At 66.1% G+C, this 25,518-nt stretch carries 18 protein-coding genes and 2 tRNA genes; 13 read left to right on the forward strand and 7 right to left on the reverse strand.

What is annotated here, in order from left to right:
• Window positions 1-13 precede the first annotated feature (13 nt).
• The 3 genes from F3H87_RS05515 (at window position 14) to F3H87_RS05525 (ending at window position 6,275) form a co-directional block, all read left to right on the forward strand.
• Window positions 14-1,780: a sensor histidine kinase gene (locus F3H87_RS05515; protein ID WP_149786053.1), complete on the forward strand. Its 1,767-nt coding sequence runs from the start codon at window positions 14-16 to the stop codon at window positions 1,778-1,780.
• Between the two features lie 3 nt (window positions 1,781-1,783).
• Window positions 1,784-3,121: a sigma-54-dependent transcriptional regulator gene (locus F3H87_RS05520; protein WP_149786052.1), complete on the forward strand. Its 1,338-nt coding sequence runs from the start codon at window positions 1,784-1,786 to the stop codon at window positions 3,119-3,121.
• A gap of 427 nt (window positions 3,122-3,548) precedes the next feature.
• Entirely contained in the window at window positions 3,549-6,275 is a 2,727-nt protein-coding gene (locus F3H87_RS05525) for an Rne/Rng family ribonuclease (protein ID WP_149786051.1), read from the forward strand.
• A 52-nt stretch (window positions 6,276-6,327) separates the two neighbouring features.
• Here the strand turns inward: F3H87_RS05525 and F3H87_RS05530 are convergent, their stop codons facing one another.
• On the reverse strand, window positions 6,328-6,768 hold the full coding sequence (locus F3H87_RS05530) for a hypothetical protein (protein ID WP_149786050.1): 441 nt from the start codon (window positions 6,766-6,768) through the stop codon (window positions 6,328-6,330).
• Window positions 6,769-7,246: 478 nt separating this feature from the next.
• Between F3H87_RS05530 and F3H87_RS05535 the strand changes: the two genes are divergently transcribed.
• The 6 genes from F3H87_RS05535 to F3H87_RS05560 all read left to right on the forward strand — a co-directional run bounded on the left by F3H87_RS05535 (window position 7,247) and on the right by F3H87_RS05560 (window position 14,447).
• Window positions 7,247-10,924, forward strand: a complete 3,678-nt coding sequence (locus tag F3H87_RS05535) for a vitamin B12-dependent ribonucleotide reductase (protein ID WP_149786049.1) — start codon at window positions 7,247-7,249, stop codon at window positions 10,922-10,924.
• Window positions 10,925-11,088: 164 nt separating this feature from the next.
• Window positions 11,089-12,783 (forward strand): adenine deaminase, encoded by a 1,695-nt coding sequence (gene ade, locus F3H87_RS05540; RefSeq protein ID WP_149786048.1) that lies wholly within the window; start codon window positions 11,089-11,091, stop codon window positions 12,781-12,783.
• A 99-nt stretch (window positions 12,784-12,882) separates the two neighbouring features.
• Window positions 12,883-13,818: a pirin family protein gene (locus F3H87_RS05545; protein ID WP_149786047.1), complete on the forward strand. Its 936-nt coding sequence runs from the start codon at window positions 12,883-12,885 to the stop codon at window positions 13,816-13,818.
• Between the two features lie 70 nt (window positions 13,819-13,888).
• Window positions 13,889-13,965: transfer RNA gene (locus tag F3H87_RS05550), tRNA-Asp, on the forward strand.
• Window positions 13,966-14,123: 158 nt separating this feature from the next.
• Window positions 14,124-14,200 (forward strand) — tRNA-Asp (locus F3H87_RS05555).
• 31 nt (window positions 14,201-14,231) lie between these two features.
• The gene (locus F3H87_RS05560; protein ID WP_149786046.1) at window positions 14,232-14,447 is read left to right on the forward strand and encodes an RND transporter; all 216 of its coding nucleotides are present in this window, start codon (window positions 14,232-14,234) and stop codon (window positions 14,445-14,447) included.
• Window positions 14,448-14,469: 22 nt separating this feature from the next.
• Here the strand turns inward: F3H87_RS05560 and F3H87_RS05565 are convergent, their stop codons facing one another.
• Genes F3H87_RS05565 through F3H87_RS05585 form a run of 5 tightly spaced genes read right to left on the reverse strand, consistent with a single transcriptional unit; the run spans window position 14,470 to window position 19,372 of the window.
• Window positions 14,470-15,336, reverse strand: a complete 867-nt coding sequence (locus tag F3H87_RS05565) for an alpha/beta fold hydrolase (RefSeq protein WP_149786045.1) — start codon at window positions 15,334-15,336, stop codon at window positions 14,470-14,472.
• Between the two features lie 59 nt (window positions 15,337-15,395).
• Window positions 15,396-16,688, reverse strand: coding sequence for an ArgE/DapE family deacylase (locus F3H87_RS05570; protein WP_149786044.1), 1,293 nt, complete (start codon window positions 16,686-16,688; stop codon window positions 15,396-15,398).
• 14 nt (window positions 16,689-16,702) lie between these two features.
• Complete coding sequence (locus F3H87_RS05575; protein ID WP_223227966.1) at window positions 16,703-17,356, reverse strand: 3-oxoacid CoA-transferase subunit B; 654 nt, start codon at window positions 17,354-17,356, stop codon at window positions 16,703-16,705.
• On the reverse strand, window positions 17,343-18,035 hold the full coding sequence (locus tag F3H87_RS05580; protein WP_149786043.1) for a CoA transferase subunit A: 693 nt from the start codon (window positions 18,033-18,035) through the stop codon (window positions 17,343-17,345). The genes F3H87_RS05575 and F3H87_RS05580 overlap by 14 nt, the downstream gene beginning before the upstream one ends.
• Window positions 18,032-19,372, reverse strand: a complete 1,341-nt coding sequence (locus tag F3H87_RS05585) for an aminotransferase family protein (RefSeq protein ID WP_149786042.1) — start codon at window positions 19,370-19,372, stop codon at window positions 18,032-18,034. The genes F3H87_RS05580 and F3H87_RS05585 overlap by 4 nt, the downstream gene beginning before the upstream one ends.
• Window positions 19,373-19,445: 73 nt before the next feature.
• Between F3H87_RS05585 and F3H87_RS05590 the strand changes: the two genes are divergently transcribed.
• Window positions 19,446-20,429, forward strand: a complete 984-nt coding sequence (locus F3H87_RS05590) for a LysR family transcriptional regulator (RefSeq protein WP_149786041.1) — start codon at window positions 19,446-19,448, stop codon at window positions 20,427-20,429.
• Window positions 20,430-20,501: 72 nt separating this feature from the next.
• On the opposite strand, the gene F3H87_RS05595 is transcribed toward F3H87_RS05590, so the two are convergent.
• Entirely contained in the window at window positions 20,502-21,878 is a 1,377-nt protein-coding gene (locus F3H87_RS05595) for a M20/M25/M40 family metallo-hydrolase (protein ID WP_149786040.1), read from the reverse strand.
• Between the two features lie 122 nt (window positions 21,879-22,000).
• Here F3H87_RS05595 and F3H87_RS05600 point away from each other — a divergent pair, with 122 nt between their 5' ends.
• The 3 genes from F3H87_RS05600 (at window position 22,001) to F3H87_RS05610 (ending at window position 25,452) form a co-directional block, all read left to right on the forward strand.
• Complete coding sequence (locus F3H87_RS05600; RefSeq protein WP_149786039.1) at window positions 22,001-22,723, forward strand: hypothetical protein; 723 nt, start codon at window positions 22,001-22,003, stop codon at window positions 22,721-22,723.
• Between the two features lie 161 nt (window positions 22,724-22,884).
• Complete coding sequence (hemA, locus tag F3H87_RS05605; protein ID WP_149786038.1) at window positions 22,885-24,114, forward strand: 5-aminolevulinate synthase; 1,230 nt, start codon at window positions 22,885-22,887, stop codon at window positions 24,112-24,114.
• Window positions 24,115-24,222: 108 nt separating this feature from the next.
• A complete protein-coding gene (locus F3H87_RS05610; protein WP_149786037.1) occupies window positions 24,223-25,452 on the forward strand; it encodes a helix-turn-helix domain-containing protein in 1,230 nt (409 codons plus the stop codon).
• Window positions 25,453-25,518 lie beyond the last annotated feature (66 nt).

Consider the following 25,518-nt stretch of genomic DNA (forward strand, 5'->3'; position numbering starts at 1 on the left):
GTAACCTGCCGGTATGACACAGCTTCCGGCAAAAGTGATCTCGGGCGGGCGCACCATCGGCTGGCGCACGCGCATTGCGCTTGCCGCGTTGCTGGTGCTGGCGGTGACCACGGTGGTGACCACCAATGTTCTGCTGACCGACCGCTTTACCCAGAACACGCGCAACCGCGCCGAGCTGCGCCTTGCGCTTTATTCCGGCAACCTGCTGTCCGAGCTTCGGCGCAACGCCATCGTGCCGCAATTGCTGGCGCGCGACCCGGCGCTGATCGGGGCGCTGGGATCGGGCGATTACTCGTCCTCGACCCAGCGGCTGATTTCCTTTGTCGAGGAAATCGGCGCGGCCTCGCTGATGCTGCTGGACCGCGACGGGCGGGCGGTGGCGGCGACCGACCGCAACCGGCTGGGCAGCCAGCACCGCTCGGATCGCTATTTCGTCGATGCGATCCGCGCCAGCGGAACCGTGTTCACCGCGATGCGGCGCGACAGCGGGGCCTATGTCTTTGCCTATTCCCGCCGTGTCGAGGAGCGCGGCAGCGTGCTGGGCGTGATCCTGGTCGAGGTCGACCTGGCCAAGTTCGAACGCGCCTGGGCGGGTATTTCCGACGCGGTGGTGGTGTCGGACAGCTCGGGCACGATCATCCTGGCGACCGAACCGCGCTGGCGCGGCCTGACCGAGGCCGAGGCGCTGGCCGCCGAACCCGCCCGCAGCGCGATCCAGCGCGCGATCCAGGTCACCTCGGACTGGACCGCGCTGCCCGCGGACGCCTATGTGCAGGGCGAGGCGGTGATGCGGATGCAGACGCGCATCCCGTTCCGCGGCTGGACGATGACTAGCTTCACCACCTATGCCAGCGTGCGCGAGAAGGTAAACGGGTTCCTGGCGCTGGAAATCATGGGATTCGCCATCCTTCTTGCGGTCGCCTTCTATTTCCTCAGCCGCAAGAGCGCGCTGCGCATGGCGCTTTTCCAGCGCGAGTCGGCAGAGCTTCGCGCATTGAACGCGCGGTTGCAGCGGGAAATCGCCGAGCGTGAGCGCGTGCAGGAGAACCTTGCCGTGGCCGAACAGACGCTTGAGCAAAGCTCGAAACTGGCGGCCCTGGGCGAGATGTCGGCGGCGGTCAGCCACGAGCTGAACCAGCCGCTTGCCGCGATGAAGACCTACCTTGCCGGCGCGCGCCTTCTGCTGCGCCGCAACCGCCCCGAAGAGGCGCTGTCCTCGTTCCAGCGCATCGACGACCTGATCGAACGGATGGGCGCGATCACCCGGCAGCTGAAATCCTACGCGCGCAAGGGCAGCGAGGAGTTTGCCCCTGTAAACATGGGCGATGCGCTGGCTTCGGCCATGTCGATGATGGAGCCGCAGCTCAAGCGCAGGCAGATCAGGATCAGCCGCGCCATCCCGTCCCGGCCGGTCATGGTGATGGGCGACCGGATGCGCATCGAACAGGTGATGATCAACCTGCTGCGCAACGCCATCGACGCCACCGGCAGCGTGGACGACCCCGAGATCGACATCATCCTGGCCGCGGGCGAAACCGCGACCCTGTCGGTGCGCGACAACGGGGTGGGGATCGACAATCTCGATAAGCTGTTCGAACCTTTCTACACCACCAAGACCGCCGGTGACGGTGTCGGGCTGGGGCTTGCGATTTCCTCGGGGATCGTGAACGACCTTGGCGGACGCCTGACCGCACGCAACGCCGAGGGCGGGGGGGCTGTATTCGAGATGCAGCTTCCTATCTTGGAAGAAGAAGATGCCGATATCGCGGCCGCGGAGTGAACCATGTCTAAAGCCATGAAGATTGCCATTGTCGATGACGAACAGGATATGCGCCAGTCGATCAGCCAGTGGCTGGCCCTGTCGGGATACGACACCGAAACATTCGCCAGCGCCGAGGACGCGCTCAAGGTGCTGGGGCCGGAGTATCCGGGCATCGTGATCTCCGATATCCGTATGCCCGGCATGGACGGGATGCAGTTCCTGAAAAAGCTGATGGGCAGCGACAGCGCGCTGCCGGTGATCATGATCACCGGCCATGGCGACGTGCCGATGGCGGTCGAGGCGATGCGCGTGGGCGCCTATGATTTCCTTGAAAAACCGTTCAATCCCGACCGGATGACCGAACTGGCCAAGAAGGCGGCCAATGCGCGGCGGCTGACGCTGGACAACCGCGCGCTGCGGCGCGAGCTGTCGGATGGCGGCCAGATCATGAAAAAGCTGATCGGCCAGAGCCCGGTGATGGAACGCCTGCGCGAGGATATCCTCGATCTCGGGCAGGCCGACGGGCATGTGCTGATCGACGGCGAAACCGGCACCGGCAAGACGCTGGTGGCCCATGCGCTGCACGCGGTGGGCGCACGGGCGGGCAAGAAATTCGTGCTGATCTCGTGTTCGGCCTTCGAAGAGGACGCGCTGGCCAAGCGGCTGTTCGGCCCGATGCAGCCCGAGGACAGCCAGTTGCCCGCCGTCGAAGAGGCGCGCGGCGGCACGCTGGTGCTGGAAGATATCGAGGCGCTGTCGGATTCGTTGCAGGCCCGCCTGCTGAGCGTGATGAACGACCAGGGCACCCCGGCGGAAACCCGCATCGTGGGGATCTCGAACCTGCAACAGCAGGACAAGACGCTTGAGGACGTGCTGCGCCCCGACCTGTTCTACCGGCTGGCGGCGCTGCGCATCACCGTGCCGCCGCTGCGCCAGCGCGGCGAGGATATCCTGACGCTGTTCACCCGGCTGTCGGAACAGTTCGCCGACGAATACGGCTGCGACGCCCCGCAGGTCAGCGCGCAGGAGGCCGCCCAGCTTTTGCAGGCGCCGTGGCCGGGCAACGTGCGCCAGCTGATCAACGTGGCCGAACGCGCGGTGCTGCAGGCGCGGCGCGGGCAGGGAACCATCGCGTCGCTGCTGATGGCCGATCACGACGAGATGCAGCCGGTGATGACGACCGAGGGCAAGCCGCTCAAGGAATATGTCGAGGCGTTCGAACGGATGCTGATCGACAACACCATGCGGCGGCACAAGGGTTCGATCCAGGCGGTGATGGACGAGCTGTGCCTGCCGCGCCGCACGCTGAACGAGAAGATGGCGAAATACGGTCTGCAACGCGCAGATTACCTCGGCTGAGGGGAGGTGACGGCGGCGATCGCACTTTGCGATTGTAATTGGTCGGTTTCCTCCTCTATGAATAGGGAACGGCCCGCTGGCGCGACGCTGCACCGTGTGGACCGGATGGATTTTCCGAAAGGGCATCGTGGAGAAAGACCCGACCCTTCACGGACCGTGGAATATGGCCCTCCTGTAACGAGGCCATTGTGAACAGCCCGCGGGCGCGAGCAGAACTCTGACAAGCGCCGGGCCTTGAATTGGCGCCTGCCTGGCAGGCGTCGGAGACGAAACGCGATGCTTGGCGCATGTGATACAAGGCGGATGACAGCGGCCCCCGCGGCCGGGCTGTCCCGCAGCGGCGCCGGCCTTGCCACAAATAATGGACATGACAGGAAAACCGCCGCGCCCCCCGGTGCGGCCGGTGGCAGTCATGCATACGGATTACATGGCAAAAAAGATGCTCATAGATGCCACCCACGCGGAGGAAACCCGCGTCGTGGTGGTGGACGGCAACAAGGTCGAGGAATTCGACTTTGAATCGGAGAACAAGCGGCAGCTCGCCGGCAATATCTACCTGGCAAAGGTAACACGGGTCGAACCCTCGCTTCAGGCGGCCTTTGTCGATTACGGCGGCAACCGCCACGGTTTCCTGGCGTTTTCCGAAATTCACCCCGATTACTACCAGATTCCCGTCGCCGACCGCGAGGCGCTGATGGAAGAAGAGCGCGCCTATGCCGAGGCGATGCGCGCCCGCGACGAGGATGACGAAAAGCCGAAATCGCGCCGCCGCTCGCGTTCGTCCAGCAAGGCGGCCCGCGCCGGCAACGACGATGCGGTGGCCACGCAGGAACTGCCCGGCAACGGCGATATCGCCGGGATGGAGACCATCGACTTCGAAGGTGACGAACTGCCGGAAGAGGGCAGCTCGCCGATGGATACGGTGTCGGAAACCCCGGTCGAGGAACCGCAGGACGACGACCTGCCCGACGGCGCCGCCGAGGCGGTGACCGGCAGCGATGCGGACGACGCCGATGACGACAACGGCGACAATGGCGGGCGCGATGACGACGCCGCCAGCGCGGCGGACAAGGATTCCTCGATCGAATCCGTGGCCGATGACGACGATGTCGAGGATATCCGCCCGCCGCGCAAACCGCGCCCGCGCCGCTACAAGATCCAGGAGGTCGTCAAGGTCCGCCAGATCATGCTGGTGCAGGTCGTCAAGGAGGAGCGCGGCAACAAGGGCGCGGCGCTGACCACCTATCTGTCGCTCGCGGGCCGCTATTGCGTGCTGATGCCCAACACCGCGCGCGGCGGCGGGATCAGCCGCAAGATCACCAATGCCGCCGACCGCAAGAAGCTGAAGGAAATCGCAACCGAGATCGACGTGCCGCAGGGCGCGGGGCTGATCATCCGCACCGCGGGCGCCAAGCGCACCAAGTCCGAGATCAAGCGCGATTACGAATACCTGCAACGGCTGTGGGAACAGATCCGCGAGCTGACGCTGCAATCCATCGCGCCGGCCAAGATCTATGAAGAGGGCGACCTGATCAAACGCTCGATCCGCGACCTTTACAGCCGCGATATCGACGAGGTGCTGGTCGAGGGCGAGCGCGGCTATCGCATCGCCAAGGACTTCATGAAGATGATCATGCCGTCGCACGCCAAGAACGTGCGGCATTACGGCGACGCGCTGCCGCTGTTCGCGCGCTACCAGGTCGAAAGCTACCTGTCGTCGATGTTCAACCCGACGGTGCAGCTGCGCTCGGGCGGGTATATCGTGATCGGCGTGACCGAGGCGCTGGTGGCGATCGACGTGAACTCGGGGCGGGCCACCAAGGAAGGCTCGATCGAGGAAACCGCGCTCAAGACCAACCTGGAGGCCGCCGAGGAAGTGGCCCGCCAGCTGCGCCTGCGCGACCTTGCCGGCCTGATCGTGATCGACTTCATCGACATGGAAGAGCGCAAGAACAACGCGGCGGTGGAAAAGCGGCTCAAGGACCGGCTCAAGACCGACCGCGCGCGCATCCAGGTCGGGCGCATCTCGGGCTTTGGCCTGCTGGAGATGAGCCGCCAGCGCCTGCGCCCCGGCATGATCGAGGCGACGACCCAGCCCTGCCCGCATTGCCACGGCACCGGGCTGATCCGGTCGGACGACAACCTGTCGCTGTCGATCCTGCGCCAGATCGAAGAGGAAGGCACCCGCCGCCGCTCGCGCGAGGTGCTGGTCAAGGCGCCGGTCAGCATCGCCAACTACCTGATGAACCAGAAGCGCGAACATGTCGCCCAGATCGAGGGGCGCTATGGCATGGCCGTGCGGATCGAGGGCGACCCGATGCTGATCAGCCCCGATTTCAGCCTTGAGAAGTTCAAGACCGCCACGCGCATCGTGGCCGAGGTCGCGGCGCCCGTGGTGTCGGTCGATACCTCGCTGATGGACCAGATCGACGAGGACGTGGCGGAGGAAGACGAAGAGGACAGCCGCCCCGAGGCCGAGGCCGAAGCCGGGGACGAGCAGAAGCCCAAGAAGCGCCGCCGCCGTCGCCGGTCGCGCCGCTCGAAATCGTCGCAGCGTGACGATCAGGACAACGGCGCGGAAGCCGGTGAGGAGGCCACCGCCGAGGCCACGCAGCCCGAGGCGGCAGAGGCTGAGAAACCCGCCGACGAGCCGGTGAAAGCCGAAACCGCCGAGGCGGATGCCGCCGGGGATGCGCCCGAGGCCGAGGCTGCGGAAGCCGCGCAGGCGGAAAAGGCCGCGGACAAGCCGAAGCGCAAGACCACGGCCAGGAGCCGCCGCAAGAAGGCCGAACCGGAGGAAGCTGCACCTGCGGAGGCTGCCGAGGCCGTGGAGGTGGCCGAGGTTGCCGAGGCACCGGAACCCCCGGCGAAGAAACCCGCGACCCGCAGCCGGGCGAAGGCCAAAAAGGCCGAGGACAAGCCGGAACAGCCCGAGGCCGGGGCGGCCGAGGAGGCGCCCAAGCCGGCCAAAGCCGCGTCGAGGCGCAAACCGAAACCCACACCCGAACCTGAAGCCGAGGCAGAGCCGCAACCGGCGGCCGAACCCGCGCCGGAACCCGCGATGGCCGAGGCCGCGCAGGAGGACAGCGCGCAGGCCGAGGACAAGGACGATTCGCGCCCCAAGCGGCGCGGATGGTGGTCGCTGGGCCGCTAAGGCGCGGCGCACGGCAAGGATCGGACGGCCCCGGAAATCTCCGGGGCCGTTTTCATTCGGGGATCGGTTCGCCGCCCATCCGGGCCAGCAGCTCGCGCATTTTGCGCGCGACCTGCGCATCGGGATACACCACGTAGATCTCGCTGCCGTCCGGTTGCGGCACCGAGACAAAGACCGAGGCGACGACGATGGTCGCGTCCTGCTCGGTGCTGGTTTCGAAGCGGATGACGCTTTCGGGCAGCGCGTCGATCGTGCCGTTATAGCGCAGGATCGCCCCGGCGGCCCCTTCGGGCGGCAGCAGGCGGCGGCATTCGATCGTGCCCTCGCGCGGGCGCAGCACACGCTCGCCGGGGCCGGAACATACGGCGGGCACCGCGGCGAACAGCCGCGCGGGCGGTGCGGCGAAACGCATCCGCGCGGACGGGTCCTGCGGCGGGGTGCAGCCCGCGGAGAGCGCCAGCGCCGCCCCCAGAAAGAATCGCCTGAACCGCAAGATGTGGTGTCCTGTCCTGTTTGTGCCGCCAAACTGTTGAGTGTCCGGCGACGCGCTGTTGCTTTTTTGTGCAACCGGCCCGATCACGCCCCCGAGCTGAGGCAACGGGGCAAAAGTGCCGGATAACGGGCACGGATACAACGGTTTTCGCGGCTTATACCGGCCTTGCCCACAGGGTCGTCCACAGGTTGCGCCGCCGCGATGAATCACCACCCGGTCCCCGCGTCCCGGCGTCAACGATTTTTTTGCGCGTGAAGCGGTAAAAAATTCGTTGCCCCCTCGGCCAATTCACGTCACCTTGTGCGGGCCTTCGGTGAAAGACACAAGATGTAGTGCCAGACCGGGCGGGGACAGTGGATTTACCAATAAACCGGGATCGTACCCGGATCGACGCGCAGCAGGTGTTTGCGCGCACGATACCCGTCTGTGTCGCGTGCCGAAGCGCAAGGAAAACGGCTGAACTGATGGGGCAGATCCAATGAAGATCGAAAGAAAATTCACGCGGGCAGGGCAGGACGCTTACGCGGAGCTGAATTTCATCACCACCACCTCGGAAATCCGCAATCCCGACGGCACCGTCGTGTTCAAGCTGGACGAGGTCGAGGTTCCCGACAGCTGGAGTCAGGTGGCATCCGACGTCATCGCGCAGAAATATTTCCGCAAGGCGGGCGTCGCGCCCCGGCTTAAGCGGGTGAAGGAAAAGGGCGTGCCCGAATTCCTGTGGCGCTCGGTTCCGGCCGACGACAACAGCGAAACCGGCGGCGAAACCTCGTCCAAGCAGGTGTTCGACCGGCTGGCGGGGGCCTGGACCTACTGGGGCTGGAAGGGCGGCTATTTCTCGACCGAAGAGGACGCGCGCGCCTATTTCGACGAAATGCGTTACATGCTGGCAACCCAGCGCGCGGCGCCGAACTCGCCCCAGTGGTTCAACACCGGTCTGCACTGGGCCTATGGCATCGACGGGCCCAGCCAGGGCCACTATTACGTCGATTACAAGACCGGCAAGCTGACCAAATCGGCCAGCGCCTATGAACATCCCCAGCCCCATGCCTGTTTCATCCAGTCGGTCGCCGACGACCTTGTGGGCGATGGCGGCATCATGGACCTGTGGGTGCGTGAGGCGCGGCTGTTCAAATACGGTTCCGGCACCGGCACCAACTTTTCCTCGCTGCGCGCCGAGGGCGAGAAGCTGTCGGGCGGCGGCAAGTCGTCGGGGCTGATGGGTTTCCTGAAAATCGGCGACCGCGCGGCGGGCGCGATCAAGTCGGGCGGCACCACGCGCCGCGCCGCCAAGATGGTGATCTGCGATGTCGATCACCCCGATATCCAGGAATTCGTCAACTGGAAGGTCAAGGAAGAGCAGAAGGTTGCCAGCATCGTCGCGGGTTCGAAGATGCACGAGCAGCGCCTGAACGAGATCTTCGCCGCCATCCGCCAGTGGGACGGCAGCACCGAGGATGCGGTGGACCCGGCCAGGAACGAAAGCCTGAAATCGGCCATTCGCGGCGCCAAGAAGGCGGCGATCCCCGAGACCTATGTCAAGCGCGTGCTGGATTACGCCAGGCAGGGCTATGACAGTATCGAATTCCCGACCTACAACACCGACTGGGACAGCGAAGCCTATGCATCGGTGTCGGGCCAGAACTCGAACAACTCGGTCCGCGTGACCGACGCATTCCTGAAGGCCGTGCAGGACGATGCCGACTGGGAGCTGCTGCGCCGCACCGACGGAAGCGTGTCGAAGACCGTAAAAGCGCGCGACCTGTGGGAAGATATCGGCCACGCCGCCTGGGCCTGCGCCGATCCCGGCATCCAGTATCACGACACGGTCAATGCCTGGCATACCTGCCCCGAAGACGGGCCGATCCGCGGCTCGAACCCGTGTTCGGAATACATGTTCCTCGACGATACCGCCTGCAACCTGGCCTCGATGAACCTGCTGACCTTCTACAAGGGCGGCGAATTCCAGGTCGAGGATTACATGCACGCGATCCGGCTGTGGACGCTGACGCTGGAAATCTCGGTGATGATGGCGCAGTTCCCGTCCAAGGAAATCGCGCAGCTGTCCTACGAGTTCCGCACGCTGGGGCTGGGCTATGCCAATATCGGCGGGCTGCTGATGAACATGGGGCTGGGCTATGACAGCGACGAGGGCCGGGCGCTGACCGGCGCGCTGACCGCAATCATGACGGGCGTGTCCTATGCCACCTCGGCCGAGATCGCCGGCGAGCTGGGCGCCTTTTCGGGCTATGAGCGCAACGCCGCGCATATGCTGCGGGTGATCCGCAACCACCGCAACGCCGCCTATGGCGCGACCGACGGGTACGAGGATCTGGCGACGCTGCCGGTGGCGCTGGATCATGCCAACTGCCCCGATGAACGGCTGGTCAGGATCGCCATGTCCTCGTGGGACGAGGCGCTGCGGCTGGGCGAAAAACACGGCTATCGCAACGCGCAGGCCACGGTGATCGCGCCCACCGGCACGATCGGGCTGGTGATGGATTGCGACACCACCGGGATCGAACCCGATTTCGCGCTGGTGAAGTTCAAGAAGCTGGCCGGCGGCGGCTATTTCAAGATCATCAACCATTCGGTGCCCGCCGCGCTGGAAAAACTGGGCTACGGTTCGGCCGAGATCGAGGAGATCATCGCCTATGCCGTGGGCCATGGCAGCCTTGGCCAGGCGCCGGCGATCAACCACAGCTCGCTTGTCGGGCACGGTTTCGGCCCGAACGAGATCGACAAGGTGGAAAGCGCGCTGGCCACCGCCTTCGACATCCGTTTCGTGTTCAACCAGTGGACGCTGGGCGAGGAATTCTGCACCAACGTGCTGGGCATCCCGGCCGAAAAGCTGAACGATCCGACCTTCGACATGCTGCGCCACCTTGGCTTTTCGCGCGCCGATATCGAGGCCGCGAACGACCATGTCTGCGGGACGATGACGCTGGAAGGCGCGCCGCATCTGCGCGACGGGCATTACCACATCTTCGATTGCGCCAACCCCTGCGGCAAGAAGGGCAAGCGGTACCTGTCGGTCAACAGCCATATCGACATGATGGCGGCGGCGCAGTCCTTCATCTCGGGCGCGATCTCCAAGACGATCAACATGCCCAACGACGCCACCATCGGGGACTGCCAGGAAGCCTACGAACGCAGCTGGAAGATGGGTATCAAGGCCAACGCGCTGTATCGGGACGGCTCGAAACTGTCGCAGCCACTGGCCGCCTCGCTGGTCGAGGATGACGACGAGGCCGCCGAGATCCTGGAAACCGGCTCGGCGCAGGAAAAGGCCGCCGTGCTGGCCGAAAAGATCGTCGAAAAGGTGGTGGTCAAGGAAATCGTCCGCAGCCACCGCGAGAAGATGCCGGAACGCCGCAAGGGCTATACCCAGAAGGCGGTCGTGGGCGGGCACAAGGTGTATCTGCGCACCGGCGAGTATGCCGACGGCAGCCTTGGCGAGATTTTCATCGACATGCACAAGGAAGGCGCCGGTTTCCGCGCGATGATGAACAACTTTGCCATCGCGGTATCGGTCGGGCTGCAATACGGCGTCCCGCTTGAGGAATTCGTGGATGCCTTCACCTTCACCAAGTTCGAACCTGCGGGGATCGTGCAGGGCAACGATTCGATCAAGAACGCGACCTCGATCCTCGATTACATCTTCCGCGAACTGGCGGTCAGCTATCTCGACCGCACCGACCTGGCCCATGTGAAACCCGAAGGCGCGTCCTTCGACGATCTGGGCCGCGGCGAGGAAGAGGGCGTATCGAACGTGCAGGAACTGAGCGACAGCGCCGCCTCGCGCTCGCTCGAAGTGCTCAAGCAGATCAGCTCGACCGGCTACCTGCGCAAGCGCCTGCCGCAGGAACTGGTGGTGCTGAATGGCGGGCAGGGGCTGGCCACCGGCACCGATCCCGTCAGCGTGCTGAACACGCTGGTGCCGGAAACCGCGCAGGGCGCCACGGCGACGATGACCGCGGCCTCGACCACCACGACCACGGTGGCCAGCGGCTCGGTCTCGCTGGATGCGCGCACCAAGGCCAGGATGCAGGGCTACGAGGGCGAGGCCTGCGGCGATTGCGGCAACTACACGCTGGTCCGCAACGGCACCTGCATGAAGTGCAACACCTGCGGCGCGACGAGCGGGTGCAGCTAAACGAACACGGGGCGGGTGCGCTCGCCCCGCGTGGATCAGGCCGCAGGCAGAAAAATTCCGAGCGGTTAACAGACAGAGCCTGATCAACGAAACTCCGGGGGCGCGGTTGCGTCCCCTTTTTCTTTGCGCGGGCCGGGGTTAGGCTTGCCCGAAAGGGGGCGCCGATGGCCGATCTGGAAACACGTATCGCGCAGGCCCGTGGCGAGGCACCCGCCGACCTGGTGCTGCGCGGGGGCCGCGTGCTGGACCTTGTGACCGGCGAGTTGCTGGAGGGCGACGTGGCGATCTGCGGCGACCGGATCGTGGGCACCTGCGCGGATTACGAGGGGCGCAAGGTGCTGGATGTCGGCGGGCTGATCCTTGTGCCCGGCTTCATCGACACGCATCTGCATATCGAATCCTCGCTGGTCACCCCGTTCGAATTCGACCGCTGCGTGCTGCCGCGCGGGGTGACCACGGCGATCTGCGACCCGCATGAGATCGCCAACGTGATCGGCGCCGAGGGCATCCGCTATTTCCAGCAGGCCAGCGAACGCACGCTGATGGATATCAAGGTGCAGCTCTCCTCCTGCGTGCCGTCGAGCCATATGGAAACCGCCGGCGCGCGGCTGGGGGCGGAGGATCTGAAACCGCTGATGGGCCATCCTTCGGGGCTGGGGCTGGCGGAATTCATGAATTATCCCGGTGTGTTGGCCCGCGATCCCGATGTGATGGAAAAGCTGGCGCTGTTCCGGGGTGGGCATATCGACGGGCATTGCCCGCTGTTGTCGGGGCGCGATCTGAACGCCTATGTCGCCGCCGGCATCCGCACCGAGCACGAGGCGACCAGCGCGCAGGAGGCGCGCGAAAAGCTGCAAAAGGGGATGCGGGTGCTGATCCGCGAAGGCTCTGTCTCGAAAGACCTGCACGCGCTGCAACCGCTGCTGAGCGAGCGCACCGCGCCCTACATGTGCCTGTGCACCGACGACCGCAACCCGCTGGACATCGCCGAGCACGGGCACCTGGATTACATGATCCGCGAGTTGATCCGCCTGGGCACGCCGGTGCTGGCCGCCTATCGCGCCGCCAGCCTGTCGGCGGCCGAGGCGTTCGGGCTGAAGGATCGCGGGCTGATCGCACCGGGGCTGCGCGCCGATATCGTGGCGGTGGACAGCCTTGAGGAGTGCCGCGCGCGGCACGTCATCTGCGCCGGTCAAATCGTTGACGATGCCGCATTTTCTGCGCGTGAGACCATCCCGCCGGTGGGGCGGAGCTCGGTCCACGCACCGGTTGTCGGGCCGCAGGATTTCCGCGCCCGCGCCAACCGGGCGGAAACCGATGTGATCGGCATCCGCGAGGGGCAGATCCTGACCGACCACCTGCACGAGGTGATCGGGATCGCCGACGGCGACAAGCCCCCCAATCCCGCGCGCGACCTGGCGCGGATCGCGGTGATCGAACGGCATGGGAAGAACGGCAATATCGCCACCGGATTCGTGCGCGGGTTCGGGATGCAGGCGGGGGCCATCGCCTCGACCGTGTGCCACGACCACCACAACATCGCCTGTGTCGGCGTCGATTACGCCGACATGGCGCTGGCCGCCAACCGTCTGAGCCAGATCGAGGGCGGGTTCGTGGTGGTGCGGGACGGCCTTGTGCTGGCCGAACTGGCGCTGCCGGTGGCCGGGCTGATGAGCCTTGAGCCGTTCGAGGCGGTCCACACCCATCTGGATGCCCTGCGCGCGGCGGCGAAATCGCTGGGCGTCACGCTGGAAGAGCCGTTCCTGCAACTGGCCTTCCTCGCGCTGCCTGTGATCCCGGCGCTGAAGATCACCGATCGCGGCATGGTGGATGTGACGCGGTTCGAACTGATCGGGTAACCTGTGCGCCTGTGCGCATATCTGGCGCGTTGATGGGTGTTTTGTGCATTCACGTTTCGCCCTAGCTTTTGGTGATCCCACACAGGAGGAGGACATGCCATGAGCTGGAACCCCGCGCTCGACCCCGATTGCCCGACCGGCGATGCGGTGGATGCCATAGACACCGTGATCGTGCCGCGCGCCCGCGACCTCGGGGATTTCGAGGTGCGCCGCGCGCTGCCCGCGCCGCGCCGGCAGATGGTCGGCCCGTTCATCTTTTTCGACCAGATGGGCCCGGCCGAATTCCTGACCGGGCAGGGGATCGACATCCGCCCGCACCCGCATATCGGGCTGGCGACGGTGACCTATCTTTACAAGGGCAGGTTCCACCACCGCGACTCGCTGGGCACCGACCAGTGGATCGAACCGGGGGCGGTGAACCTGATGACGGCGGGCCACGGCGTCACCCATTCCGAACGGGTGGATGGCGACATGCTCGGGGCGCCTTACGCGCTGTCGGGCATCCAGACCTGGATCGCGCTGCCCGAGGACAAGGAGGACATGCCGGCCGATTTCGTCCACGCGCCGAAGGACGCGCTGCCGCTGATGCAGGGCGAGGGCAAGCAGGTGCGGCTGATCCTCGGCCATGCCTGGGGCGAGCGCGCGCCGGTCGAAACCCCGTCCGAGATGTTCTATGCCGATGCGGTGCTGGAGCCGGGGGCGCAGATCCCGCTGCCCGACGATCACGAGGATCGTGGCGTCTATGTCGTGGATGGCGAGGTAAGCGTTGCGGGGCAAGTGTTTGAAAAACAGCGCATGATGGTGTTTCGCCCCGGTGACCGGCTGTCGCTGCGGGCCGGTCCGCAAGGCGCGCGGGTGCTGCTGCTGGGCGGTGCCACGCTGAACGGGCCGCGCCATATCTGGTGGAACTTCGTGGCCTCGTCCCGCGACCGGATCGACGCCGCGAAAGAGGCGTGGCGCGCGGGCGACTGGGCGCATGGCCGCTTTCGCCTGCCGCCGACGGACAGCGATGAATTCATCCCGCTGCCGGAGTGAGAAAAAAATGCCGCCCCCCGCGCATTCGCTGCTTGACGGGGGGCGGTGGGCCGCGTAAATCGGCCCGCACGCGGTTGTAGCTCAGTTGGTTAGAGTACCGGCCTGTCACGCCGGGGGTCGCGGGTTCGAGCCCCGTCAACCGCGCCACTTTCCCCCTTCGATCTGATGATACCCCCCTTCGGGGGCGCGAACCGCGCGGTTTCGTGCCCGAAGCGCGCGGTTTTCCCGGTGATGCCACGGCGGCCTTCAAGGCAGGCAATTTCGCCATTGACGCCCCCGCGCGCTTGGCCTATCCCACCCCTCACGCGGTTGTAGCTCAGTTGGTTAGAGTACCGGCCTGTCACGCCGGGGGTCGCGGGTTCGAGCCCCGTCAACCGCGCCACTTTCCCCCCAGATACGGCGAAGGACGACCCATGCAGGCGCTCGACGGCATTTCCTGGCTTCCGGTCGTCGTGCTGTGCCTGCTGCTGGGCGGCGCGCCCTTCGTGCCCGAGCCGCACCTGCTGGAAAAGCTGCGGATGCTGGCACAGGGCACGCTGAGCCGCCCCATCGACATCTTCGACCTGGTCATGCACGGCTCACCGTTCCTGCTGCTTTTCGCCAAGATCGCGCGCGCAGCCACCCGTTGAGCCGGGGCGAAACCCGGCCCTTTCAGGCGGTCAGGAAACCGCGCAGCGCGGCCAGCGTGTCGCCGGGATTGGCGTCGATGAAGAAATGCCCGCCGGGGATCGCCTGCGCGCGCATGTCGGACAGCCGCCCGGCCCATGTGGCGGGCACGTCATAGGCGCGCGCCATCGGCCCGTCGGCGCCGTAAAGCACCAGCGCGGGGCAGGCCACCTGCCGGGGCAGGTCGGCGCGGTCCAGCGCAAGGTCGTGGTCGATGGCCGCGCGATAATCGTTGCACATGCCCCGGATCGTGCCGGGGGTGCGCCAGGCCGCGCGATAGGCGGCAAGCTGGTCGGGGGCAAAGCCCGACAGCCCGTTGCCGCCCCAGCCGCCGAGGCAGGTTTCGAAATAGGCATCGGGGTCGTGCCCGATCATGGTTTCGGGCAGCGGCGCGGGCTGGGCGAGGAAGAACCAGTGGTAATAAAAGCGCGCCACCGGCGTTGTCAGTTCGTCCAGCAGCAGTTGCGTCGGCACGATATCCATCAGCGTCAGGCTGGTGAGCGTGTCGGGGTGATCCAGCGCGATGCGATGGGCGGTGCGCGCGCCCCGGTCGTGGCCCACAAGGTCGAACCGGCGATACCCCAGATGCGCCATCAGCGCGACCATGTCGGCCCCCATCTCGCGGAAGCTGTAGTTTTCCACGCCCTGCGGTTTCGACGACGCGCCATAGCCGCGCAGATCGGCGCAGATGACCGTGCGGGATGCGGCCAGCCCGGGCGCGACCTGCGCCCACATGGCATGGGTTTGCGGAAAGCCGTGCAGCAGCAGCACGGGCGGGCCGTCGCCGGTTTTGACATAGGCGATGCTCTGGCCGTTTACCTGCGCGGTGGATTTTTCGAACCCTGCGAACATATGTGCCCCTCCTGCCGCGACAGTAGGGCCAATCGCGCGGTGGGGAAAGGCGGCTTTGTTCAGCCTTCGGTCACGCCGCACCACTCGGCGATGAACAGCGCGGTGGTCTGCGTCACGCGGCGCACGGATTCGAGATCGACCCGTTCGTTGAAGCCGTGGATCGCCTCGGCCCGCGGGCCATAGACCAGCGCGGGCGTGTCGGCATAAAGGCCAAAGAACCGCGCATCGGTAGTGGCGGTGATCGCCATCTTTTCCAGCGCGGTGCCGGTGACGTGGCTGTGCGCGCCTTCCAGCGCGCCGATGGCCTGCGTGGCGGTTGCGCTTTTATCCTCGCTCAGCGCGTAACCCTCGGCGGCGAAGCCGTGATAGACCACCTCGGGCGAGTTGTTGCGCAGAAAGGCGTTCTGCTGCGCGGCCTCGGCCAGCGTCGCCTCGATCTCGTCACGCAGGGCCTGGATGTCCTGGCCGGGGTAAAGCCCCATGCGCACGTCGAACACGCACCACGCCGGCACCGACGAGGCCCAGTCGCCGCCCTCGATCCGGCCCACGTTCAGGTTCAGCGGGTGGTGCATATGGGCGTAATCGGGGTGCTTGCGGTCGTCGGCGTTCCAGCGATCCTCAAGCGCGTGCAGGGCAGCGATCAGCGGGATCGCCGCGTCGATGGCATTGGCGCCCGACCCGGCATAGGCGACATGGGTCGGCAGCCCCCTGAGATGCACCTGGAACCACAACACGCCCACCTGCGCGGTCACCAGCCCCTCGTTGAAGGGTTCGGGGATCAGCGCCGCATCGGCACGATAGCCGCGTTGCAGGCAGGCCAGCGCGCCGTTGCCGGTGCATTCCTCCTCGACCACGGACTGGAAGAAGATATCGGCGGTGGGGGTCAGCCCGGCATGGGCCAGCGCATCCAGCGCAAAGAGGTTCGAGGCCAGCCCCGCCTTCATGTCGCCCGCGCCGCGCCCGTACATCCAGCCATCGTCGATGCGGGGTTCGAAGGGCGCGGTGTCCCACATGTCCAGCGGGCCCACCGGCACCACGTCGATATGCCCGTTCAGGATCAGCGATCGGCCCTTTTGCATATCGGCGCGCTGCGTGCCCACCACGTTCACCGCGTCGTCATAGGCGCCGATCACCGGGGAAAAGCCGGGCATGTCGCGGATATCGTCCACGTCGATCTGCCAGCGGTCGACCGCCATCCCGCGCCTTGCCAGTTCGTCGGCCATGAAATCCTGCGCGCCCTGTTCGTTGCCACGGGTCGAGGGATGCGCCGTCAGTTCCGACAGGAACGCCACCTCGTCGTCGAAAACCGCGTCAACGGCGTTCATGATGCGGGTCGTAAGCTGCTGGTCCATCCTGGCCCCTCGGTTCAGAAAATGGGAATGGCGTCGCCGGGGATATGCAGCGGCGCCCCGGTGGCGTGTCTGACATCCGCGACCGTGACGCCCTGCGCCAGTTCGCGCAAGGCAAAGCCCGCCGGCGTCACGTCGATCACCGCCATGTCGGTGAATATCCGGTCGACGCAGGCGGCGGCGGTCAGCGGCAGGGTGCAACGCGTCAGCAGCTTGGGGTTGCCCGCGCGGTCGGTATGGGTGGTCAGCACCGCGACGCGGCGGGCCTTTTGCGCCAGCTCCATGCCCCCACCCGCGCCGGGCGAGAATTTTCCGGGGATCTTCCAGTTGGCGAGATCGCCGTTTTCCGCCACCTCGAACGCGCCCAGCATCGTCAGGTCCAGCCGCCCCGAGCGCACCAGCGCGAAGCTGGTGGCGCTGTCGAAGAACGCGCTGCCGGGCACGGTCGAGACATAGGCGCCGCCGGCGTCGATCAGGTTCCGGTCGGCAGCGTCGGGGGGCAGGGTGGGGCCGATGCCGGTCAGCCCGTTCTCGGTATGCAGGCAGACAGGGAAATTGGCGGGCAGGTGGTTGACCACCTGCGTCGGCAGCCCGATGCCCAGGTTCACCGTCATGCCGGGCGCGATGTCGCGGGCGGCGCGGGCGATCATGCGGGATTTAGCGTCGGACAACGGCGTATTCCCCGGACAGTTGCGGCACATGCACCACGTGATCGACAAAGGGGCCGGGGGTATGCACATCGTCGGGGGCGATGTCGCCCGGCGGCACGATCTCCTCGGCCTCGACGATCACGGTGTCGGCGGCCATCGCCATCAGCGGGCTGAAATTGCGCGCGGTGGCGGCGAAACGCAGGTTGCCGAACGTGTCGGCCCGCGCCGCGTGGAGCAGCGCCACGCCGGCGCGCAGGGCGGTTTCGATCATGGCCACCTCGCCGCCGATCTCGATCCGTTGCTTGCCGGCACCCATCTCGGTGTCGATGCCGATATCGGTGACGACCCCCTTGAGGCCAGCACCGCCCGCGCGGATACGCTCGGCCAGCATTCCTTGCGCGCAGAACTCCACTTCGATCGCGCCCTCGTTCATCAGGCGGATCGCGTTGGCGTTCAGCCCCAGATGGGTGGTGATCAGGCGGCGCACGCAACCCGCCACCAGCAGGTGATCGACGCCCATGCCGGTTTCGTTGGCGTCGTTCTTGATGATCGTCAGGTCACGTTTGTTCTGCCGCACAAGTTCCTGAATCATAAGGAAAGGCGTGCCCGGCACCCCGAATCCGCCCAGCATGATCGTGGCGCCGTCGGGGATGGCGGCGATGGCCTGTTCCATCGTCGTGGTCTTGTCCGGCAGCCTCATGCGGCGGACCTGCCAAGCCCGGCCTCGGCCGCGAAATCGTCAAGCGCGGCGGTCAGCATCTCCATGATTTCATCAACCTGGCCCTGCGTGGTGATCATCGGCGGGCAGACAAGGAAGTGATCGCCCGACAGCCCGCCCCGTGTGCGGCGGGAATAGATGATCAGCCCCTTGTCATAGGCGATATCGACCAGCCGGGAATGGGCGTTCAGGCCGGGGGGCAGCGGCTCCATCGTCACCCGGTCGGCGACCAGTTCGAAGGCCAGAAGCAGCCCCTTGCCGCGCACGTCGCCGATGAAGGGATAGCGGTTCATCAGCGCATTCAGGCGTGATTCCAGATACTTGCCGACCGTTGCTGAATTCTCGATCAGGCCCGCGCGGTGGATTTCGTCGATCACGGCGGTACCCGCGGCGCAGGCCAGCGGGTTGCCCGCATAGGTGTGGCCGTGGGCGAAACCGCCCGCATCCAGCACGGTTTCCACGATCTCGTCGCGGGCAATCATCGCGCCCAGCGGCACGTAGCCACCACCGAACCCCTTGGAGATCGAGATCAGGTCCGGCGCGGTGCCCCAGTGATCGGCGCCCCAGAACCTGCCGGTGCGTCCGCCGCCCGACATCACCTCGTCATGGATGAGAAGTATGCCGTAAGTATCGCATATGTCGCGGATTCTCTGCATATACCCCGCAGGCGGCACCAGCGCCCCGGTCGATGCGCCGCCCACCGGCTCGACGATGAAGGCCAGCACGGTGTCGGGCCCTTCGTCCAGGATCTTCTGCTCCAGCATGTCGGCGTAATGAAGCCCCGTGGCCGGGTCATCGGCATCCAGCCCGTCCAGGTAGGCGCGCGGCGCGGGGATTTTCGGCATGTGCTGCATCATCGGCTCGAATGGCGCGGAGAGCGGCGCATAGCCGGTGACCGACAGCGCCCCCAGCGTCGAGCCGTGATAGGACGGCATCCGCGAGATCACCTTGAACCGCTGCGCCTGGCCCTTCGCCAGCGCGTATTGCCGGGCCAGTTTCAGCGTGCTTTCCACCGCCTCGGACCCGCCCGAGACGAAAAACACCCGGTTCATCCCATCGGGGCAAAGCGCGGCGGTCTTTTCCGCAAGTATTTCCGAGGCTTCGGTCTGGAAGTGCAACCGATACCCGAAGGTCGATTTCTCCATCTGGTCGCGCATCGCCTGCAGCACGGCGGGGTTCGAGTGGCCGATATTGCTGACCATCGCACCGCTGGAGCCGTCGATATACCGTTTGCCCGAAATGTCCCACATATAGATGCCCTCGGCACGGTCGAGCGCGGGGCGCGGCAGGCGGGACTGGTAGAAAAGTTTGCTGGCCATTGGGGTGATCCGGTGACTGAGGGGCTGGAAAACCCTTGCACGGGCGCCGCATTCGTTCAAATTGATAAATAGAATGAAGGCCATTAACCCAAATAATGCACGGTCCCCGGCGGAGCGGTTCGCCGCCACGCTCGACTGGAACCTGCTGCGCAGCTTCGTCGTAATCGTCGAGGCGGGCAGCATCACGGCGGCCGCCGAACGGCTGCTGCGCGGCCAGCCGGCGGTCAGCCTTGCGCTCAAGCGGCTGGAAGAGGCGGTGGGCGCGCGGCTGATCGAGCGCGGGCGCGGCGTGTTCGAACTGACGGCGGCGGGGCGCGCGCTCTATGAGGATTGCGCCGATCTTTACGGCGGGGTGGCGCGGCTGCCCGATGTCACCCGCGCCGCCGAGGCCGAGATCGCGGGGCAGGTGGCGATCCACCTGGCCAGCCACGTGGTCACGCCGCTGCTGGACGACCTGCTGGCGGCGATGCACCGGGACCATCCCGGCGTGCGCTTTCGCATCCGCACCGACACCAGCGCCGGGGTGGCGCGCGCGGTGCAGGACCGCAGCGCCAGTTTCGGTATCTGCCTGGTGAACCGGCAACATCCCGACCTGGATTACGCGGTGCTTTACCGTGAATTCTTCGGCTTCTATTGCGGCCCGTCGCATCCGCTGTTCGGCCGGTCCGGCCTGACGCTGAACGATCTGCGCGGGCACGCGGCCGTGGCGTTCGAGACCGAGGATCTGAACGACGCGCTGCGCCCGGTGGCGCTGTTGCGCCGGCAGGGCGCGCTGGACCAGGTGGTGGTGGGCCGCTCCAGCCAGTTGGAGGAGGTGCGGCGCATGATCCTGTGCGGGCTGGGTATCGGCGCCTTGCCCGTCCATGTGGTACAGGGCGATGTCGATGCGGGACGCCTGTGGCGTCTGCCGCCTTATGACGATCCCCCGGCGGTGGATATTTTCCTTGTCACCAACCCGCGCAAGCGCCTGAACCGGGCCGAGGCGGTGATGCGCGATCACCTGCAAACCGCGATCGCCACGATGCCGCTTGCCGCGCGCACCTATCCCCCCGAATAGGCCCCGGCTGCTTCATCTTGCCGAAAATACTCCGGGGGGTGTGGGGGCAGCGCCCCCACGCAGCCCTGTATCCTATGCCAGTTTCCCCAGCATCCGCGCCCAGCTGCGGATACCCTTGTGGAAACAGGCCAGGTCGTATTTCTCGTTCGGGGAATGGATGTTGTCGTCGTCCCGCGCGAAACCGGTCAGCAGCGCATCCATGCCGAGGATCGTCTTGAAATGCCCCGCGATGGGGATCGAGCCGCCGCAGCCGACAAAGGCCGCCGCCTCGCCCCATTCCTCGGTCAGGGCGTCGCGGGTCTGTTCGAACAGCGGGTGATCGGTCACCATGCGCGATCCGCCCGCGCCGCCGGACAGTTTGAACTCGGCCGTGCAATCGGCGGGCAGTTGCGCGGTGATCCAGTCGCGGAAATTCTGCCGGATCGCCACCGGGTCCTGGTCGCCGACAAGGCGAAAGCTGACCTTGGCGTGGGCCTCGGCCGGCAGCACGGTCTTGAAGCCCGCGCCGGTATAGCCGCCCCAGATTCCGTTGATTTCCGCCGTGGGGCGGGACCAGATCATTTCCAGCGGCGTGTAGTCCTGTTCGCCCGCGGGCACGGACAGGCCGACATCGCCCAGGAACCGCGCGTGATCGAAACCCAGCGCCTGCCATTGCGCGGCGATGTCGGGCGCGATGTCGGGCACACCGTCATAGAAATGCGGGATCATCACCCGGCCCTTGTCGTCGTGCATGCCGCCAAGGATGCGGGTCAGCAGGCGGATCGGGTTCATGGCGATGCCGCCATACATGCCGGAATGCAAATCGCGGCTGGCGGCGTGGATGGTGAATTCCTCGGCGACCAGCCCGCGCAGCATGGTCATGATCGCGGGCGTCTGCGACTGGAAGAGGCCGGTGTCGCAGATCAGCGCCAGGTCGGCGCGCAGCTCGTCGGCGTTTTCCTCCAGGAACGGCACCAGCGAGGGCGAGGAGGATTCCTCTTCCCCCTCGAACAGGATGGTCAGGCGGCAGGGCAGGGCGCCGTTCACCGCCTTCCAGGCGCGGCAGGCCTCGACAAAGGTCATGAGCTGGCCCTTGTCGTCCGAGGCGCCGCGCGCGCGGATCGTCTGCCCGTGCGGGCCGTCCACCACCGCGGGATCGAACGGGTCGCTGTCCCACAGTTCCAGCGGGTCGACCGGCTGCACGTCGTAATGGCCGTAGAACAGGATATGCGGCGCATCCGCCGGCCCCTCCATGTGCCCAACCACCATCGGGTGGCCGGGGGTGGGGCGCACGCTGGCGTCGATGCCGATGGACTGCAGGTCAGCCACCAGCCATTCGGCGGCGCGCTGGCAATCGCCCGCAAAGGCCGGATCGGTCGAGATCGAGCGAATCCTGAGCAGCTCCTGCAGCCGTGCGATGGCGTCGGGCAGATCGGCGTCGATATGGGAAAGGGTCTTCTCAAGGCTCATGGTCGGCTCCTGTCACGAATTCGGGCCGAGCCTATCGGGCGGCGCGCGGGTGTCCAGCGGCTTTGTCTTTGTCGGGGGTGCGCGCCGTGGTAATATGCGCGCATTTAACAGGAGATTTTACCATGAAACCGATTGTCAAACGCGGCCTGGCGGCTGCCCTGTTGGTGCTGGCGCCCGTGTCGCCGGCGCTGTCCGCGACACTTGTGCCGGGCGGGGTGATCTTTCCCGGCGGAACCACCGCCGCTGCCGCGCCGGAACTGGCCGGCACGGTCCAGCAGGATCAGGTGCTGGCGTTCCAGTCCGTCAGCCCCATTCCGCTTTTCCTTGACGTCCTGGGTAACGTCCAGAACCGGGTGGTGCGGTCCGATGCCACCGGCACCGCGGTTCTGAATTATCGTCTGCGCGATCTGAGCAGCACCTACGCGGCGGACGATATCGTGATCACCTCCATGTGGCTGGACGGCTTTGCCACCTACGGCGATTTCGACGTCGATGTGGATTACCGGCTCGACGGGAACGGGAATCGCGGGCTGGATTCGGTCAGCCGCTCGGCCGATGGCGACAGGCTGACCTTTCGCTTCGACGATATCGCCGTTTCGGGCGATTTCACGGTGCCGTCCGACGACAGCTATTTCGTGTCGCTTTTCACCGATGCGACTCACTGGTCGAACGAGGGGCGCCTGACGATCGTCGGTATCGACACCAGCGACGGGCGCAGTTTTTCCACCACGATCGGCGGAATCGCGATTCCGGCGATCGCGGTCATTCCCCTGCCGCTGCCGGCGGGTTTGCTGCTGGCGGGCCTGTTGTCGCTGGGTTTGCTGCGGCACCGGTCGCGCGCCTGACGCTGCGTCGGCCGCGCCCGGAAAACGGGCGCGGTTTGACCGAAGTCAAAGATATCTCCCCGTGTCATTTTGTAACCTGTCGCTAACGCGTGAACGGGTTTATATCCGTTCTAATTCCAAGCCCGCCCGCGCGGCGGACCGACTATCGAAGGGAGAGCCCGGTGGACTACAACGCCCAGCTGGATCAGGCGATCAACCGTCTGCATGAGGAAGGCCGCTATCGCACCTTCATCGATATCGAGCGTGAGAAGGGGAATTTCCCGCACGCGACCTGGCACCGCCCCGACGGCGAAAAGCAGCCGGTGACGATCTGGTGCGGCAACGATTACCTCGGGATGGGGCAGAACCCCGCCGTTCTGGCCGCGATGCACGAGGCGCTGGATGCCACCGGCGCGGGGTCGGGCGGGACGCGCAACATTTCGGGCACCACGGTCTGGCACAAGCGGCTCGAGGCCGAGCTGGCCGACCTGCACGGCAAGGAAGCGGCGCTGCTGTTCACCAGCGCCTATATCGCCAATGACGCGACGCTGTCGACGCTGCCCAAGCTGTTTCCGGGGCTGATCATCTATTCCGACGAGCTGAACCACGCCTCGATGATCGAGGGCGTGCGCCGCAACGGCGGGGCCAAGCGCGTGTTCCGCCACAACGACGTGGCGCATCTGCGCGAATTGCTGGCCGCCGACGACCCCGAGGCGCCCAAGCTGATCGCCTTCGAATCGGTCTATTCGATGGATGGCGATTTCGGCCCGATCGAAGAGATCTGCGACCTGGCCGACGAATTCGGCGCGCTGACCTATATCGACGAGGTGCACGCGGTGGGCATGTACGGCCCGCGCGGCGGCGGGGTCAGCGAACGCGACGGGCTGGCGCATCGCATCGACATCATCAACGGCACGCTGGCCAAGGCCTATGGCGTGATGGGCGGCTATATCGCCGCCAGCGCAAAGATGTGCGACGCCGTGCGGTCCTATGCGCCGGGCTTCATCTTCACCACTTCGCTGCCGCCGAGCGTGGCGGCGGGGGCCGCCGCCTCGGTCGCCTATCTCAAGACCGCCGATGGCCGGGCGCTGCGCGAGAAACACCAGGAACAGGCCAGGGTGCTGAAGCTGCGGCTGAAGGGGATGGGCCTGCCGATCATCGACCACGGATCGCATATCGTGCCGGTGATCGTGGGCGACCCGGTACACACCAAGAAGCTGAGCGACATGTTGCTGGACGGCTTCGGCATCTATGTGCAGCCGATCAATTTCCCCACCGTTCCGCGCGGGACCGAGCGGCTGCGCTTTACCCCGTCGCCGGTGCACGGGCCGGGCGAAATCGACAAGCTGGTGCGCGCGATGGACAATCTTTGGTCGCATTGTGCGCTGAATCGTGCCGAATTGAGTGCCTGAGCAACCGCAAGGTGCAAACTGCCTTGTATCGTGGTAACTTGCGGGTAACAAAGACGCGACTCGAATCGGGGATGGGTTCGGGCGCAGTCTGGAAAACGGGGCAGATGCATGATCGGGCGCAAATCCCAGCGCGATGACAGGGAGCAAATCGGCGAACCCAAAGGGTTCGACGATTTCGATCTGCGGCTGGGCGACGTGATGCGCGGCGAGCGCGCCACGATGGGCAAATCCCTGCTCGATGTGCAGCGCGAGCTGCGGATCAAGGCAGCCTATATCGCCGCGATCGAGAATTGCGATCCTTCCGCCTTCGACACGCCGGGTTTCATCGCGGGCTACGTGCGCTCCTACGCCCGTTACCTGGACATGGACCCCGACCGCGCTTTCGCGCAGTTCTGCGCCGAAAGCGGGTTTTCCACCGCGCACGGCATGTCGGCGGCGGCCAGTTCGGTGCGCAAATCCGACACGCCCCGGCAATTGCCGCCCGAGCGCGATCCCTTCGCCTCGCCCGCGACGCCCTTCGTTCCGGCCAAAGACGCGTTCCTCAGCCGGATCGAGCCGGGGGCGGTCGGCTCGGTTCTGGTGCTGCTGTTGCTGATCGGCTCGATCGGGTTCGGCGGCTGGACGGTGTTCAACCAGGTCCAGCAGGTGCAGGTGGTTCCGGTCGAGAACACACCGGACGTGCTGTCCGATCTCGACCCGCTGCAGACCGCGCGCAACATGGCCCCGTCAGGGGACGGTGCCACGCCGAACGCCCCGGCGCCCGAGGCGCTGGACCGTCTTTACCGGCCGCAGGCGCTGGACGTGCCGGTGCTGGTGGCGCGGGATGCGCCGATCTCGACCCTCGATCCCGATACGGTGGGCGTGTTCGCCGCGCCCGAGGGGCCGGCGCTGCCGCAGATCGACCGCGCGACCGCCATCGCGCAGGCCCTGGCCGAAGCGCAGACCGGCGAGGGCGAAGCGCCCCTGCCGCAGGTGGTCGAGAAACTGGGCCCCGGCGTCACCATCGTGGCGGCGCGGCCGTCCTGGGTGCGGGTGCGGGCGGCCGACGGATCGACCGTGTTCGAAGCGATCCTCGAGGCCGGCGATACCTATACCGTCGCCCAGACCGAGGAGCCGCACACCATCCGCGTGGGCGAAAGCGGCGCGATCTATTTCGCCGTCGATGGCCAGACCTATGGCCCGGCCGGGCCGCGGGGGTCCGTGACCTCGGGGCTGGCGCTGTCGGCGGACAACCTGACCGGCACCTACCAGGTGGCCGATATCGAGGCCGATGGCGATCTGGCCCGTGTCGTGGCCGACCTGCAGGGCGTGCCGGACACCACCCCCGCCATCGACTGACGAATTCCACGTTGCACAGAAGGCCCGCGCGCCCTAAGTCCTGTGGCGGACCCGCGCAGGAGGTTT

This window comes from Lutimaribacter pacificus (assembly GCF_900142185.1).
Lineage (GTDB): Bacteria > Pseudomonadota > Alphaproteobacteria > Rhodobacterales > Rhodobacteraceae > Lutimaribacter > Lutimaribacter pacificus.

Excerpts from the sequence above, each read along its gene's own strand:
- F3H87_RS05585 (WP_149786042.1), bottom strand. The coding sequence starts at position 19,372 with ATGGCCAGCAAACTTTTCTACCAGTCCCGCCTGCCGCGCCCCGCGCTC.
- F3H87_RS05565 (WP_149786045.1), bottom strand. The coding sequence starts at position 15,336 with ATGTTCGCAGGGTTCGAAAAATCCACCGCGCAGGTAAACGGCCAGAGC.
- F3H87_RS05535 (WP_149786049.1), top strand. The coding sequence starts at position 7,247 with ATGAAGATCGAAAGAAAATTCACGCGGGCAGGGCAGGACGCTTACGCG.
- F3H87_RS05600 (WP_149786039.1), top strand. The coding sequence starts at position 22,001 with ATGAAACCGATTGTCAAACGCGGCCTGGCGGCTGCCCTGTTGGTGCTG.
- F3H87_RS05515 (WP_149786053.1), top strand. The coding sequence starts at position 14 with ATGACACAGCTTCCGGCAAAAGTGATCTCGGGCGGGCGCACCATCGGC.
- F3H87_RS05520 (WP_149786052.1), top strand. The coding sequence starts at position 1,784 with ATGTCTAAAGCCATGAAGATTGCCATTGTCGATGACGAACAGGATATG.
- F3H87_RS05595 (WP_149786040.1), bottom strand. The coding sequence starts at position 21,878 with ATGAGCCTTGAGAAGACCCTTTCCCATATCGACGCCGATCTGCCCGAC.
- F3H87_RS05545 (WP_149786047.1), top strand. The coding sequence starts at position 12,883 with ATGAGCTGGAACCCCGCGCTCGACCCCGATTGCCCGACCGGCGATGCG.
- F3H87_RS05590 (WP_149786041.1), top strand. The coding sequence starts at position 19,446 with ATGAAGGCCATTAACCCAAATAATGCACGGTCCCCGGCGGAGCGGTTC.
- F3H87_RS05580 (WP_149786043.1), bottom strand. The coding sequence starts at position 18,035 with ATGAGGCTGCCGGACAAGACCACGACGATGGAACAGGCCATCGCCGCC.
- F3H87_RS05560 (WP_149786046.1), top strand. The coding sequence starts at position 14,232 with ATGCAGGCGCTCGACGGCATTTCCTGGCTTCCGGTCGTCGTGCTGTGC.
- F3H87_RS05570 (WP_149786044.1), bottom strand. The coding sequence starts at position 16,688 with ATGGACCAGCAGCTTACGACCCGCATCATGAACGCCGTTGACGCGGTT.
- F3H87_RS05525 (WP_149786051.1), top strand. The coding sequence starts at position 3,549 with ATGGCAAAAAAGATGCTCATAGATGCCACCCACGCGGAGGAAACCCGC.
- ade (WP_149786048.1), top strand. The coding sequence starts at position 11,089 with ATGGCCGATCTGGAAACACGTATCGCGCAGGCCCGTGGCGAGGCACCC.
- F3H87_RS05610 (WP_149786037.1), top strand. The coding sequence starts at position 24,223 with ATGATCGGGCGCAAATCCCAGCGCGATGACAGGGAGCAAATCGGCGAA.